The 15,124-nt window shown below is 61.5% G+C and carries 13 protein-coding genes; 11 read left to right on the top strand and 2 right to left on the bottom strand.

Features of this window, described 5'->3' with window-relative positions; all coding sequences use genetic code 11:
* Positions 1 to 2 precede the first annotated feature (2 nt).
* The 11 genes from NDI72_RS11080 to NDI72_RS11130 all read left to right on the top strand — a co-directional run bounded on the left by NDI72_RS11080 (position 3) and on the right by NDI72_RS11130 (position 12,122).
* Positions 3 to 767: an isoprenyl transferase gene (locus tag NDI72_RS11080; RefSeq protein ID WP_113155140.1), complete on the top strand. Its 765-nt coding sequence runs from the start codon at positions 3 to 5 to the stop codon at positions 765 to 767.
* Positions 764 to 1,624, top strand: coding sequence for a phosphatidate cytidylyltransferase (locus NDI72_RS11085; RefSeq protein ID WP_206545349.1), 861 nt, complete (start codon positions 764 to 766; stop codon positions 1,622 to 1,624). Before NDI72_RS11080 ends, NDI72_RS11085 begins: the two co-directional genes overlap by 4 nt.
* Before the next feature lie 195 nt (positions 1,625 to 1,819).
* On the top strand, positions 1,820 to 2,959 hold the full coding sequence (rseP, locus tag NDI72_RS11090; RefSeq protein WP_206547606.1) for an RIP metalloprotease RseP: 1,140 nt from the start codon (positions 1,820 to 1,822) through the stop codon (positions 2,957 to 2,959).
* A gap of 216 nt (positions 2,960 to 3,175) precedes the next feature.
* Positions 3,176 to 5,548 (top strand): outer membrane protein assembly factor BamA, encoded by a 2,373-nt coding sequence (gene bamA / locus NDI72_RS11095; protein WP_283800487.1) that lies wholly within the window; start codon positions 3,176 to 3,178, stop codon positions 5,546 to 5,548.
* A 65-nt stretch (positions 5,549 to 5,613) separates the two neighbouring features.
* Positions 5,614 to 6,675: a UDP-3-O-(3-hydroxymyristoyl)glucosamine N-acyltransferase gene (gene lpxD / locus NDI72_RS11100; RefSeq protein WP_113155144.1), complete on the top strand. Its 1,062-nt coding sequence runs from the start codon at positions 5,614 to 5,616 to the stop codon at positions 6,673 to 6,675.
* On the top strand, positions 6,668 to 7,138 hold the full coding sequence (gene fabZ, locus NDI72_RS11105) for a 3-hydroxyacyl-ACP dehydratase FabZ (protein WP_113155145.1): 471 nt from the start codon (positions 6,668 to 6,670) through the stop codon (positions 7,136 to 7,138). Before lpxD ends, fabZ begins: the two co-directional genes overlap by 8 nt.
* A gap of 18 nt (positions 7,139 to 7,156) precedes the next feature.
* Positions 7,157 to 7,987, top strand: a complete 831-nt coding sequence (lpxA, locus tag NDI72_RS11110; protein ID WP_206547604.1) for an acyl-ACP--UDP-N-acetylglucosamine O-acyltransferase — start codon at positions 7,157 to 7,159, stop codon at positions 7,985 to 7,987.
* The gene (locus NDI72_RS11115) at positions 7,974 to 8,864 is read left to right on the top strand and encodes an LpxI family protein (RefSeq protein ID WP_283800488.1); all 891 of its coding nucleotides are present in this window, start codon (positions 7,974 to 7,976) and stop codon (positions 8,862 to 8,864) included. Before lpxA ends, NDI72_RS11115 begins: the two co-directional genes overlap by 14 nt.
* Entirely contained in the window at positions 8,861 to 10,036 is a 1,176-nt protein-coding gene (lpxB, locus tag NDI72_RS11120) for a lipid-A-disaccharide synthase (RefSeq protein WP_283800489.1), read from the top strand. Before NDI72_RS11115 ends, lpxB begins: the two co-directional genes overlap by 4 nt.
* A 263-nt stretch (positions 10,037 to 10,299) precedes the next feature.
* Complete coding sequence (locus NDI72_RS11125) at positions 10,300 to 11,691, top strand: MATE family efflux transporter (RefSeq protein ID WP_283800490.1); 1,392 nt, start codon at positions 10,300 to 10,302, stop codon at positions 11,689 to 11,691.
* Positions 11,688 to 12,122 (top strand): glyoxalase superfamily protein, encoded by a 435-nt coding sequence (locus NDI72_RS11130; RefSeq protein ID WP_283800491.1) that lies wholly within the window; start codon positions 11,688 to 11,690, stop codon positions 12,120 to 12,122. Before NDI72_RS11125 ends, NDI72_RS11130 begins: the two co-directional genes overlap by 4 nt.
* Before the next feature lie 88 nt (positions 12,123 to 12,210).
* On the opposite strand, the gene gltA is transcribed toward NDI72_RS11130, so the two are convergent.
* Together gltA and gltX are read right to left on the bottom strand one after the other, a co-directional pair.
* A complete protein-coding gene (gene gltA, locus NDI72_RS11135; RefSeq protein ID WP_113155150.1) occupies positions 12,211 to 13,506 on the bottom strand; it encodes a citrate synthase in 1,296 nt (431 codons plus the stop codon).
* A gap of 194 nt (positions 13,507 to 13,700) precedes the next feature.
* Complete coding sequence (gltX, locus tag NDI72_RS11140; RefSeq protein WP_283800492.1) at positions 13,701 to 15,122, bottom strand: glutamate--tRNA ligase; 1,422 nt, start codon at positions 15,120 to 15,122, stop codon at positions 13,701 to 13,703.
* Between the last annotated feature and the right edge of the window lie 2 nt (positions 15,123 to 15,124).

Consider the following 15,124-nt stretch of genomic DNA (forward strand, 5'->3'; position numbering starts at 1 on the left):
CGATGCTCTACCAGCCCCAGGGCTGCTCGAACGCGAGGGGAGGCAGATACGTGAAGCCGGCGCATGTGGCGATCATCATGGACGGCAACGGTCGCTGGGCGGAAGCGCGCGGCTTGCCACGCCGTGCCGGCCACCGCGCCGGTGTGGAGGCGCTGCGCAAAGCGGTGCGCTCTGCCGGTGAGCTGGGCATCAACTGGCTGACCGTTTACGCCTTCTCCTCCGAAAACTGGTCCAGACCGCGCTCCGAGGTGAATGACCTCATGGGCCTCCTGCGCCTGTTCATCAGGCGCGATCTTGCGGAACTGCACCAGAACGGGGTTCGCGTTCGCATTATCGGCGACCGCGAAAACCTCGAGAAGGACATCAAGTCCCTTCTGCTTGAAGCGGAAAACCTGACGGCGGAAAACACCAGCATGAATCTGGTGATCGCCTTCAACTATGGTGCGCGTGACGAGATCGTGCGCGCTGCCAAATCGCTCTTCGCCGATGTGCAGGCGGGAAAGATCACCGCCGACGACATCGATATCGATGGTTTCGGAAACCGTCTCGATACCGCCGGTATTCCCGATCCCGACCTGATTATCCGCACAAGCGGCGAGCAGCGCCTGTCGAATTTCCTTCTGTGGCAGGCAGCCTATGCGGAATTCGTCTTCCTGCCGTGCCACTGGCCGGATTTCGGCCGATGCGAGCTGGAGACGGCTCTGGCCACGTTCAACGCGCGCGAGCGCCGCTTCGGCGGTGTTGGAGCACGCGAAGCGGCTCTATGAGCAAGCCCGGCGATGAAGGCGGGCCGACACGGCGCCCGCGCAGCAATCTTCAGGTGCGGGCCGTTTCAGCGCTCGTTCTTGGAAGCGTCGTCCTTCTGATCACCTATCTGGGTGGCCTGCCGTTCCGTCTCATGGCGGCGGTCATGGCCGGCGCGATCCTTTATGAATGGCTCGCGATGCGACCCGGCTCGAAGACCGGCGTTCACGCGACCATCGCCATCGCACTTCTGGCGGTGGTGATGGCAATGATGATACTCGGCCTTTCAGCGGGCGCGGTTTTTCTGGCGCTGGCCGGTATTCTTGTCGTGCTTGCGCTTCATGGATGGGCGTCGGGCGAGGGGCTCGGAACCACGGCCGGCGTCGCTTACGCCGCAGCACCCGCAATCGCCCTGGTGCATTTGCGGGCGGACGACCAGTCCGGTTTCCTGGCAATCCTGTTTCTGTTCGCCGTGGTCTGGACCTCGGACATTATGGCCTATTTTACCGGCCGCAGTCTGGGCGGACCGAAGCTTGCGCCTTCGATTTCTCCCGGCAAGACGTGGAGCGGCGCGATTGGCGGCGCGGCCTTTGCGGTTGTCGCAGGCGCGGCTTTCGCCATGCATGAAAGCACCGTCCATGGCGTGGTTCTGCTGGCGCTCATCGCGCTTGTTCTCTCTGTCATCTCGCAGCTGGGCGATCTGTTCGAATCAGCCCTGAAGCGCCGCAGCGGCGTGAAGGATTCGAGCAATCTCATTCCCGGCCATGGCGGGGTCATGGATCGTGTCGACGGGCTGATGGCGGCAGCGCTCGCCCTATATCTCGTGGCGGCGCTGCTCGGCAGTCCGGAGATGCCGGCTCACGCCTTTTTCCGGTTCTAGGGGCTGAGGGCGTTTGCCTTCGCCATGCCGGAATGGCATTGAAGTGTCGAATTCCGGGATTCGCCGTACAGCGTCGACGGAATCCCGCAGGCTGTTAAGCAGCAGCTTATTGGAACAGTGCAGCTGACGTTCTGAAAGTCATGCAGACATTTCGGATCGAGGCGCTGATGCAAACCGTAATCGAGTGGAACAACCGTGACCGATTTTTTCAGCACCATATTCAGCACGGACGGATTGCTGATCGGCACCATCGTGCCGTTTCTCTTCGTCCTGACCGTTGTCGTGTTCGTGCACGAGATGGGGCACTATCTGGTGGGGCGCTGGTGCGGCATTGGCGTGAAGGCGTTCTCGATCGGTTTCGGGCCGGAACTCTTCGGCTTCAACGACAGGCATGGCACACGCTGGAAGCTGTCGGCCATTCCGCTCGGCGGCTATGTGAAGTTCACCGGCGACATGTCGGTGACCAGTACACCCGATCCCGAATCGACGGAGCGCCTGTCGCCCGAAGAGCTGCGCGTCGCCTTCCATACCCAGCCGGTCTGGAAGCGCGCGGCCACGGTTTTTGCCGGCCCGCTGTTCAACTTCCTTCTCACCATTGCGGTTTTCGCGGTGATGTTCGCCGGTTTCGGGCGTTATGTGATGGAGCCGATGGTGGCCGAGGTTCGGCCCGACACGCCGGCCGCCATTGCCGGTTTCGAACCGGGCGACCGCTTCGTTTCCGTCGATGGATCGCAGGTGCGCAGCTTTGGCGATGTGCAGCGTCTCGTGTCCGGGCGGTCGGGCGACGAACTCTCCTTCGTGGTGCGTCGTGGTGATGAAGAGCTGGAGCTCAAGGCGACGCCCGAAATGGTCGAGCAGAAGGATGCGCTCGGCAACACGGTGAAGATCGGAATCATCGGCGTCGTCAATGATGAGGAAATGGGCCAGCCGCGACTGGTTGAGTATGGCCCGCTGGATGCGCTGGGCGAGGCGGTCAAGGAAACCGGCTATGTGATCTATCGCACCGGCCAGTTTCTAAAACGCTTTGTCGCAGGGCGTGAGGACAGGTGTCAGCTTGGTGGCCCGGTGAAGATCGCCGATATGGCCGGCAAGGCGGCCCAGCTCGGCTTCGAATGGCTCGTACAACTTGTTGCATTATTGTCAGTCGGTATCGGTGTTCTTAATCTTTTGCCCATTCCCCCCCTTGATGGCGGGCATCTGGTGTTCTACGCCATAGAAGCTGTAATGCGTCGTCCTGTGTCCGAGAGGGTCATGGATGCGGTTTACCGCGTCGGCTTGTTCGCCGTTCTCGCATTCATGGGATTCGTTTTCTGGAACGACCTGTTCGGATGCTGAGGGAGGATCGGGAAGGCGGAATGTGTAAAAATTGAGACGATATTTACCATGGCTTTGAATTTCGCGTGACGCGAATGCCACTAAGCGGTGGTTCGTAAACGCAAATTAACCAGAAGGCTTGCGTGTAGGGAAAATCTGGCTATTACGATAGCTGCTTTTTTAGATTGTTCCTATTTCTCGCTGCGGGGACAAAGAGAATAGAGGTTTTCAGGCCCAATGAAGGCATCTTCTAGCTTTAAGAACGCCGTTTCGGCAGTAGCCCTTTCGGCGGGGTTGGCGATGACGGGGACGGTTGCCGTCCAGCTCGCCGCCATGGAAGCGGCCGAGGCCGCGACGGTCAGCCGTATCGAGGTGCGTGGAAACCGCCGCGTCGAAGACGAGACCATTCGCAACTATATCGACATTCGTCCGGGGCGCTCTTTCTCGAACGATGATGTGAACGAGGCCGTCAAGCGCCTGTTCGCAACCGGCCTGTTTGCCGACGTGTCGATCAGCCAGTCCGGCGGCGCGCTGATCGTGACCGTTGACGAGTATTCGATCGTCAACCAGGTCATTTTCCAGGGCAACAAGAAGATCAAGGACGCGAATCTGGCGCGCGCTGTTCAGCTGCAGCCTCGCAAGTCCTTCTCCAACCAGTCGCTCCAGGCTGATGAGGAGACGATTCGGGAAGCCTATCGCCGCATCGGTCGCGACGACGCAACCGTTACCGGCCGCACGCAGGCGCTTGACGACGGTCGCGTCAACGTCATCTTCGAAGTTCAGGAAGGTGGCCGCACGAAGATCGCCGCGATCAACTTCGTTGGCAACGAAGCTTTCGGCAATGGCCGTCTGCGCGACGTGATTTCGACCAAGCAGTCGAACTTCCTCTCCTTCCTGATGCGCGACGACATCTATGACGACAATCGTCTGCGCGCGGATGAAGAGACGCTGCGCCGTTTCTACTACAACCGTGGTTATGCGGATTTCCGCGTGATCTCGGCGACCGCCGACTTAGACGAAGTCGAGAACGCCTACACGGTGACCTTCACCGTGGACGAGGGCGAGCGCTATCGCTTCGGCAATATCGGCGTCGAGAGCACGGTCACCGGTATCGACACGGACGCTCTCAATGCAGAGATCAAGACCCGTCAGGGCAATGTCTACAGCGCCAAGAACGTTGAAGACTCCATCATTGCGCTGACCGAGAATGTGGCTGGCAAAGGCTATGCCTTCGCCCAGGTGACGCCGCGCGGCAACCGCAATTTCGAGACCCGCGAGATCGATGTCGTGTACTCGATCGACGAAGGTCCGCGCGCTTACATTCAGCGCATCGAGATCCGCGGCAACCAGCGCACGCGTGACTACGTGATCCGTCGCGAGTTCGATCTGAGCGAGGGCGACGCCTTCAATCAGGTGCTCGTGCAGCGCGCAAAGCGTCGCCTCGAAGGCCTCAACTTCTTCCAGACCGTCAACATCTCGACGGTTCCGGGTTCGCAGCCCGATCAGGTCATTCTGGTCGTTGATGTGGTTGAGAAGTCGACCGGTGAGTTCTCCATCGGCGCCGGTTACTCGACGGCTGGTGGCGACAGCAGCAGCGGCGGCTTCTCCGTTGAAGGCTCCGTCACCGAGCGCAACTTCCTCGGTCGTGGCCAGTTCGTCCGCATCGCGGCCGGCGGTGGCAAGGACTCGCGCGACTACTCGTTCTCCTTCACCGAGCCGTATTTCCTCGGTCGCCGGATTTCGGCTGGTTTCGACGTCTACCGCCGCACCCGCAAGTTCGACGACAAGTATGATCGCGACACCACCGGTGCGACGATCCGCTTCGGTCTGCCGATCACGGAAGCCCTGTCTTCGCAGCTCGCCTACAACTTCTCCCAGGAGGAGTACACGGGTATCGGCAATTGTTCGGATCCCAGTGTCCCAGCGTTTGCCAGTTGTAACCTGGCTCCTGCCATCAAGGACGCCATTGACGACGGCAAGTGGATCAAGTCCTCGGTTAGCGGCTCGCTGGTCTACAACACGATCGACGACATGAAGAACCCGCATTCGGGCCTTTATGCGAACCTCACGCTTGAGGTTGCCGGTCTCGGTGGCGATGCGAAGTTCGTGAAGGCGACGGCGCGCGGCACCTACTACCAGACGCTGTCCGAAGAACTCGATCTCGTCGGCCTGTTCACGGTTGGCGCCGGTCACATCCAGGCTCTGGATGGCGATCTGCGCGTGTTCGACCACTTCTCGAGTAGCGACCGCATCATTCGTGGCTTCGATTACAACGGCATCGGCCCGTACCAGAACGCTTCGGGTGGCGGCATCGACCACATCGGCGGCAAGACCTACTTCAACGCTTCGGCAGAAGCGCAGTTCCCGTTCCCGGTCCTGCCGGAGAGCTTTGGTCTTCGCGGCGCGGTCTTTGCTGATGCGGCAACGCTCTATGGCAGCGATATCGCAGGCGCCATCGGAACGGATCTGCAGTGGCGCGCTTCGGTCGGTGCCGGTCTGATCTGGGCTTCGCCCTTCGGTCCGCTGCGTGTCGATTACGCATACCCGATCTTGAAAGAAGACACAGACGACGTGCAGAACTTCAACTTCGGTATTTCGACCCGCTTCTAACCGGTTGACGTTTTCTGGCACACCCTGTTTAGCCCGGGCCCCGGTGGCCCGGGCGAAAGGTTTCCATGAAGGATCCTGAATTCTTTGCTCCCGCGCGCCGCATAACGGCAGGCGAGATCGCCTCGCTGACGGGAGCGAATCTCACGCATGCAGAGCATGCCGGGATTGTTATTGAAAGCGTTGCCGCAGCCTCTGAGGGCGGTGCCGGAACGCTTGTTTTCGTTGAAGGAAAGCGCAACGCCGATCTGGCAAAGGGCACAACGGCTTCCGCCGTTCTGTGCAGGGATGAGATCGCGGGCCATGTTCCCGAAGGTGTTGCCGTCCTCGTGGTCGACAAACCGCAGGCCGCTTTCGCGCAGATAACACGCCTTCTTTTCCCTCAGGCCATGCGCCCGGGCTCGATGACCGGCGAAACCGGTGTCTCCGCCCGTGCAAGCGTGGCCTCCGACGCAATTCTTGAAGACGATGTCACCATCGAGCCGGGAGCCGTGATCGGCTCGGGCGTGCATATCGGCAGCGGTACGATCATCGCCCCCAATGCGGTGATTGGAGCGGGCACGCGAATCGGACGCGAAAGCTATATCGGCCCCGGCGCCACCATTCAGTGCGCGATGGTCGGCGACCGCGTGATCATTCACGCCGGTGTGCGCATCGGTCAGGATGGGTTCGGCTATCTTCCAGGCCCCACCGGGCTCGAAAAACTGCCCCAGATCGGACGCGTCGTCATTCAGGACGATGTGGAGATCGGCGCAAACACCACAGTCGACCGTGGCGCGCTGGTCGACACGATCATCGGGCAGGGCTCCAAGATCGATAATCTCGTGCAGATCGCGCACAATGTCCGCCTTGGCCGGGGATGCATCGTTGCAGGCCATTGCGGGCTGTCCGGTTCTGTCACACTTGGCGATTTCGTGATGCTCGGCGGACGTGTCGGCATCGCGGATCACATTACCATCGGCTCAGGCGCGCAGCTTGCGGCTTCCAGCGGCGTCATGAATGACGTGCCGCCGGGAGAACGCTGGGCTGGCTCGCCGGCGCAGCCGATGCGGGAAGCTTTCCGCGAACTGGCCGCGCTGCGCGGTCTTGTTGGTGGAAGGAAGAAGAAACAGAGGGATGGGGATGACTGACTCCGCTTCGACCACGCTTGAAAGCCTCGACATCATGGACCTGATGCGGTTGCTGCCGCATCGCTATCCGTTCCTGCTGGTCGACAAGATCATCGAGATTGACGGCGACCGCTCTGCCATCGGCATCAAGAACGTGACGGCCAATGAGCCGCACTTCACCGGTCACTTCCCAACGCAGCCGGTCATGCCGGGCGTGCTGATCGTTGAGGCCATGGCGCAGACCGCCGGTGCAATCTGCATCAACAATGCGGGTGATGAGAGCCCGTCTCTCGTCTATTTCATGACCATCGACAATGCGAAGTTCCGCAAGCCCGTCGTGCCGGGGGATCGCATGGAGATCCACGTCACCAAGGTCAAGCAGCGCGGCAGCATCTGGAAGTTCGACTGCGTGGCCAAGGTTGATGAGGCGAAGGTTGCCGAGGCCACGATTTCGGCACTGATGTCTGTCGAACAGGCTGGCTGACGGAAGAATATAGAATAGATGACCCGAGAGACCGTCATTCATCCCTCATCCATCATCGAACCCGGCGCAGAGCTGGGCGAGGGGGTGCGGATTGGCCCGTTCTGCCATGTTTCCGCTCAGGCGAAGCTGCACGACGATGTGGAGCTGATCGGCCATGTCACCATCATGGGCGACACCACGCTTGGCGCAGGCTGCCAGGTCTATCCGCAGGCGGTTCTCGGCGCTCCGCCGCAGAATTTCGGCCACAAGGGCGGTCACAGCACGCTTGAAGTGGGCGAACAGTGCGTCGTGCGCGAGGGCGTGACCTTTCACGCCGGCACGGACACCAGCCGTGGCAAGACCACGGTCGGTTCCCATGGCCTCTTCATGGCCTATTCCCATGTCGCGCATGACAGCGCGGTGGGCAATCATGTGACCATGGCGAATTATGCCGGTCTTGGCGGACATGCCGAGATCGGCGATCACGTCATCATCTCCGGCTATGCTGCGGTTCATCAGTTCGTGCGCATCGGTCATCACGCCTTTCTGGGCGGCTTTGCTGCCGTTGTCGGCGATGTGATCCCCTACGGCATGGCTGTGGGCGACCGTGCGCGCCTGCGCGGCCTCAATCTGGTCGGGCTCAAGCGCTCGGGCATGCCGCGTGAAGACATTTCGGCGCTGCGCAAGGCCTACAGGATGCTCTTTGCCGAAGGCGCTTCGCTTGAAGAGAATGCTGCCGCCGTTCTGCGCGCCTATCCCGATTCGGAACTGATCGGCGACGTGGTGGCCTTTGTCGGTGCAAAGGACAAGCGGCACTTCACGCTACCGGCGCGCGGCAAGGGCGCGGCCGAGGAAAATGAGACAGCCTGACCCCAAGTCGGTCCTGCCAGCGGGCGCCCGCGTTGCCGTGGTCGCCGGCAGCGGCGGTCTGCCACGCGATGTAGTGCGCACGCTGGTGAAGAATGGCCACAGGCCGCTCGTCGTCGCCATGGAAGGCGAGGCAGACTGGGTGGCCGGTGAAGATCAGAGCGCATTTGATCTCTGGCCGACGCCCGTTGAGCGTCTGGCGCTCTTTCTTCCAAAACTCAAGCGCGCAGGCGTGACGCATCTGGTTCTGGCCGGCGGCGTCAGCCGGCGACCGCCCATCCGCAAGGTGCGGCTCGGCTGGGACGTATTCCGGGCGCTGCCGAAGCTGATCGCCGCTTACGCCAAGGGCGACGATGGCCTGCTGCGGGCGGTGATTGCCTATATCGAATCGAAAGGCATCCGGGTTCTGGGCGCGCATGAGATCGCGCCGGAGCTTTTGTCGCCTGAAGGTGTCATGACCCGCACAAAGCCCGGCGCCAGGGATCGCAAGGATCTCGCCGCCGCTTATGAAGCTGCGCGCATGATCGGCGGTCTCGACATCGGACAGGCCGCCATCGCCGTCGGCGGGCGCGCTGTGGCTCTGGAAGGCATTGAGGGCACGGCCGGCCTGTTGGACCGGATGCGCGACATGCGCAACCATGGCCGCCTTGCAGGCAAGTCCGGGGGCGCTTTGGTCAAATGTGTGAAACCGGATCAGGATGAACGCGCAGACCTGCCGACCATCGGGCCGAACACCATCGAGGCGGCGCATGCAGCCGGCCTTGCCGGTGTGGGGCTGGAGGCGGGCCGCTCGCTGATCATAGATTATGCTGACACGATTGGCCGGGCCGACGCGCTTGGCCTGTTCATCGTTGGCCTTGAGCCGGAGGGGCGGGCATGAACGCGAAAGGCGGGGCATTGAAACTGGCGATCATCGCCGGCGAGGAATCCGGTGATCTGCTCGGCGCGGATCTGGTCAAGGCGCTGCGGGTCGAAAGCGACGCAGAGGTCGAACTCACCGGCGTCGGCGGGCGCAATTTGATGGCGCTTGGGTTGGAGCCGATCTTCAATGCCGAGGAAATAGCGCTTATGGGCGTCAGCGCCATCCTGCGCGACTTGCCGCGTCTCCTGCGCCGTATCGGCCAGACAGCGCAGGCCATCGTCAAGGCAAAGCCCGATTGCCTCGTCACCATCGACAGCCCCGAGTTCAGCCTGCGCGTGGCGAAGAAGGTCCGTGCGCTCGATCCCTCCATCCCCATCATCCATTATGTCTGCCCCAGCGTTTGGGCCTGGCGACCGGGCAGGGCCATCGCGATGCGCCCGCATGTGGACGAAATCCTCTGCCTGCTGCCATTCGAGCCGGCGGAGCTGGAACGGTTGAAAGGTCCGCCCGGAACCTTTGTCGGACATCGTCTGGCCACCGACCCCGATATTCTTGCAGCCGCCAGCGCACATCTTTCCGGACCCGCCAAGCCTGCCTATGCGCAGCGCGAACTGCTGCTCCTGCCCGGATCACGCCGGGGCGAGGTGTCGCGTCTTCTGGAGCCGTTTGGAGAGACTGTGCGGCACCTCCATGAAGCCGGACACGACTTCCGCCTGCTCATGCCCACCGTGCCGCATGTCGCGCCCATGGTGGAAGCCGCCGTGAAGGACTGGCCCGTTCAGCCGGAGATCATTCTGGAGCCTGCGCGCAAGTGGGCGGCCTTCGCCGAAGCCGATGCAGCCCTTGCCTGTTCGGGCACGGTGTCGCTGGAACTGGCGCTTTCACGGGTTCCGACAATCCTTTGTTACAAAACGGATTTTGTTGCGCGGGCGCTGATCCCGCTCATCACCGTCTGGTCGGCGGCGCTGCCCAATCTCATTGCCGGCTGGCCTGTCGTTCCGGAGCACTTCAACCAGTATGTCCGCCCGTCCTATCTGGCGCGTCAGCTCACCGGGCTGTGGGCGGACAAGCCGCCGCGCGCAGCACAGATGGACGGGTTCCAGCAGGTCGCAGATGCGCTCGAAACGCCGCGCCCCTCCGGCCAGATCGCGGCCGAAGTCGTTATGCGGCACATCGCAGGCGCGGCCTGAAAACGGCGCATACAGACGCCGAGCGCTTGCCGTTTGATCAGGCGCGCTCGTGTTCCGAGACAGCGTATTACCGAACGGCTTCTTGACGTTTGCCATCGTTCCCGCTAGATGGCGGTTGGCTGCAGACGCCCGCCGCCCGCTGACACATGTCCCGGTGAAGTTCTGCCTCAGACTGATTTCTTCGTCCTCCACGCTCGTCGCGCGGATGGAAATGCGGGCCCCATCCAGTTCCAGCGCGGCCTTTGCGACAGGAGAATGGGGATTTGTCTGAAACGTCCTCCAATACATTTACGGAAGGCCCACTGGGGCCGATCTACGCAAAAACGGCGCTGCCGATCATCTTTGTGATGGGGATGAACGGTCTTCTTGCCGTGTGCGATGCGCTCTTTCTGGGGCATTTTGTCGGCCCGGATGCGCTTGCCGCCGTTACGCTGATGTTTCCCGTCTACATGCTCATCGTCGCAATGGCGACGCTGGTCGCAAGCGGCATGTCCAGCCTGCTTGCCCGCCACCTCGGTGCATCCTCGATGGATGATGCGCAGGCGGTGTTCGCAGGCGCGCATGGTCTCGCCCTTCTTCTGGGCGGTGTCCTAATCCTCCTGTTCTTGCTCTTCGGTGCTCCGGTTGCCCTGCTTGCCGCGGGCGGCTCGGTTCCTCTGGCCGAGATGGGGCTCGTCTATCTGCGGATCACGGTGTTCTGTTCGCCGCTTCTGTTCATCCTCTCGGTCAATTCCGACGCTCTGCGCAATGAGGGGCTCATCAACCTCATGGCGGGCATGAGCCTTCTGGTGTCCGTTGCGAATATTGGTTTCAACTATGTGTTCATCGCCATTCTGGAGATGGGGGTTGCCGGTTCCGCCTATGGCACGGCGATGGCGCAGGCGCTGGCTTTCATCATCATTCTGGCGTTTCGGCTGCGCGGACGCACGCAACTGCGTCCCAGCGTTCTGCTGCGCCACCGGCTCGATACGGCCTGGACGCGCATCCTGGCGCTCGGCGCCCCCCAGAGCCTCAACTTCATGGGGCTGGCGCTCGGGTCTGCGGCGATCATCATCGCCCTGCAATGGGTGAACGCGCCCGGTTACGGCGATACGGTGTCCGCCTATGGCATCATCACGCGGGTGATGACCTTCTGCTTCCTGCCGCTTCTGGGGTTGAGCCACGCGATGCAGACGATCACCGGCAACAATTACGGCGCGCGCGACTGGGCGCGTTCCGACCGGAGCCTGCGCATCGCCGTTGTCACGGCCTTCGTCTATGCGCTGGTGGTCCAGTTCTTGCTGACCGTCTTTGCCGCAGACATCGGACGAGGCTTCGTTGATGATCCGGCTGTGGTCTCGGAGGTTGAGCGCGTTCTTCCGATCATGGTGGCGCTGCTCTTTGCCGGCGGGCCGCTGATGATGATCGCGATGCATTTTCAGGCCATCGGCGACGCCAGTCGCGCCGCACTGCTTGGTCTGTCAAAGCCCTATCTGTTCGGCATCCCGCTCACCTTTGTCCTTGCCGACATGGTGGGTGAGCGCGGCATCTGGATGGCCGGGCCCGTTGCGGAACTGCTCCTGTTCTGTCTGACACTGATTGTTCTCTTCCGCACGGCGCGCACGCGCTCTCTGAAATGGGGCCTGTTTCAGGCCGGTGCAGCGGAGCAGGCATGATGAACCAGATCCCGACCATGGCGGAAGCCAAGGCGCTCGCAAAGAAACTGCGGGCGCATCTGGAGAGCCAGGGACGTGCAACGTCTCATGCGCAGGCTCTGGAAACGGTCGCGCATCAGCATGGCTATCGCGACTGGAACACGTTCTGCGCGGTGATTTCCGCCCGTGAGGAAGACCCGTGGGAGCCTGGCATGCGCGTACAGGGGACCTATCTGGCCCAACCCTTCAAGGGCAGCATCATCGCCAAGATGAAGCAGGGGCCGAGCTGGTTCAGGCTGGTGCTCGATCTGGACGAGCCCGTCGATGTGGTGATGTTTGAAGGCTTCTCCAACTACCGTAGGCGCATTCGCGGTATTGTGGGGCCGGATGGTCATTCCAGAGAACGCACATCCAACGGCGTTCCGCATCTGCGCGTCGAAGCCGAAAAATAGGCAGAAGCTTCTCCGTCCCTGAGAGAGGAGCAACAGCTCAAAGAAAAAGCCCCGCCAGTCTGGCGGGGCTTTTTTGAATGTCGAATGATCAGCGCTTGGCGATCGGAACGTAGTCGCGGTGCGTTGCGCCCGTGTAGAGCTGACGCGGACGGCCGATCTTCTGCTTCGGATCCTCGATCATTTCCTTCCACTGGGCGATCCAGCCGACAGTGCGCGCGAGCGCGAAGAGCACCGTGAACATGGTGGTGGGGAAGCCCAGCGCCTTCAGCGTGATGCCGGAGTAGAAGTCGATGTTCGGGTAGAGCTTCTTCTCGATGAAGTACTCGTCCGTCAGGGCGATGCGCTCCAGCTCCATGGCGATGTCGAGCTGCGGATCGTCCTTGATGCCCAGTTCGCTTAACACCTCATGGCAGGTCTTCTGCATGATCTTGGCGCGCGGATCGTAGTTCTTGTAGACCCGGTGACCGAAGCCCATGAGACGGAACGGATCGCTCTTGTCCTTGGCGCGGTCGATATATTCGGGGATACGGTCAACGGAGCCGATTTCGTCGAGCATGTTGAGCGCGGCTTCGTTCGCGCCGCCATGGGCAGGGCCCCAGAGGCAGGCGATGCCGGCAGCGATACAGGCAAACGGGTTTGCGCCCGAAGAGCCGGCCAGACGCACCGTCGAGGTGGAGGCGTTCTGCTCGTGATCGGCATGGAGGATGAAGATCCGCTCCATGGCGCGGGCCAGAACCGGGTTCACCTTGTAGTCCTCGCACGGCACCGAGAAGCACATGTGCAGGAAGTTGGCCGCGTAACCGAGATCGTTCTTCGGGTAAACGAAAGGCTGGCCGACATGGTACTTGTAGGCCATGGCCGCGATGGTCGGCATTTTGGCGATCATGCGCAGGCTGGCGACCATACGCTGATGCGGATCGGAGATGTCGGTGGAGTCGTGATAGAAGGCAGACATCGCGCCGACAACGCCGCACATAACGGCCATCGGATGCGCATCACGGCGGAAGCCGGTGAAGAAGCGGTTCATCTGCTCATGCACCATGGTGTGGTGCGTCACGCGGTAATCGAAGTCTGCCTTTTCCGTCTTCGTCGGAAGCTCGCCGTAGAGCAGAAGGTAGCAGGTTTCCAGAAAGTCGCCGTGCTCGGCGAGCTGTTCGATGGGGTAGCCGCGGTGCAGCAGAATGCCTTCATCGCCATCGATATAGGTGATCTTCGATTCGCAGCTTGCGGTCGACGTGAAGCCGGGATCGTAGGTGAACAGTCCCGTGTCTTTGTAAAGCGAGGCGATGTTGACCACATCCGGGCCCACGCTGCCCTTCAATACCTCGAATTCGTGCCCTTCTTCCTGGCCGCCAATTTCCAGCTTCGCAGTTGGTTTGGTCATCGCAATCACCTCTCACTTCAAGGAACTTGGCGCCAGAAATCTGTCGCCCAAAATAATGGCTGGCGGTCGAGCGCGCGAAATAGCTAACGCATTTCCCCCGTGGTGCCAAGCGCGTGCAGCATGCAAATATTGCAGTGCAGCACGCACTCGGTGATCAAACCCGTTCCGCAAGCCAGGTCCTTTGCGGGACGAAGCTAGGCAGCCTGATCGCTGATACGCGCCAAACTCTCCTCGCGCCCAAGAACGGAGAGAACATCGAAGATGCCTGGCGATGTGGTGCGCCCGGTGAGCGCTGCCCTGAGGGGTTGGGCGACTTTGCCAAGCTTGCGTTCGGTCTGCTCCGCGAATTCACGGACAGCTGCTTCGATGTTCGCAAGGGTCCAATCGCCGACATTTTGCAATACGGGAAGAATTTCCGCAAGAAGCTGACGCGCATTCTCATCGAGAAGCTGCTGTGCCTTCTCATCGAAGGAGAGCGGCCTCTGGTCGAAGATAAATGCTGCACTTTCAACGAGTTCAACCAGCGTCTTCGCACGCTCCTTCAGGCCGGGCAGGGCGGCAAGAAGCTGCGCCTTGCGCTGCTCGTCCAGCGCGGAAAGAAGCGCTTCGCCACCTTCCAGATGCGGCAATGTGTCTATCAGCCGGGAAAGCAGCTCTTCATCGGCCATCTGGCGCATGTGAACGCCGTTCAGCGCCTCCAGTTTCTGGAAGTCGAAGCGTGCAGCGCCCTTGTTTACATCGGTGATGTCGAACCAGCGAATCATGTCCTCATCCGACATGATTTCGTCGTCGCCATGGCTCCAGCCAAGGCGGGCCAGATAATTGCGCAGTGCCGAAGGCAGGTAGCCCATGGCGCGGTACGCCTCGACGCCGAGCGCGCCATGACGCTTGGAAAGTTTTGCGCCATCGGCGCCATGAATGAGCGGAATATGCGCCATCACCGGCACGTCCCAGCCCATGGCCTTGTAGATCACCGTCTGGCGCGCAGCGTTGGTCAGATGGTCATCGCCACGGATGATGTGGGTCACGCCCATGTCGTGATCGTCGACCACTACGGCATGCATATAGGTCGGCGAACCGTCGGAGCGCAGGATGATGAAATCGTCCAGATCCTTGTTCGGGAAGCGCACCGTGCCCTGCACCTGGTCTTCGACGACCGTCTCGCCTTCCTGCGGGGTCTTGATGCGAATGACGGGCTTCACGCCATCAGGCGCTTGGGAAGCATCGCGGTCGCGCCAGGTGCCGTCATAGCGCGGCGGGCGTCCCTCTGCGCGCGCCTTTTCGCGCATCGCCTCCAGCTCTTCGGGAGAGCTGTAGCAGTAATAGGCTTCGCCCTTGGCCACCAGTTCCTCGGCCACCGCGCGGTGCCGGTCTGCGCGGGCAAACTGGGAAATCGGCTCGCCGTCGCAGTCGAGGCCCAGCCAGGCAAGGCCGTCGAGGATCGCGGCGGTTGCGGCTTCGGTGGAGCGCTGACGGTCGGTGTCCTCGATGCGCAGAAGCATCTTGCCGCCCGTATGCTGCGCATAGAGCCAGTTGAAGAGCGCCGTGCGTGCCCCGCCGATGTGCAGGTAGCCGGTGGGTGAGGGCGCAAAGCGCGTGACGACGGGTTTTGTCATGG

It is taken from the genome of Nitratireductor sp. GZWM139 (assembly GCF_030068685.1).
GTDB lineage: Bacteria > Pseudomonadota > Alphaproteobacteria > Rhizobiales > Rhizobiaceae > Nitratireductor > Nitratireductor aquimarinus.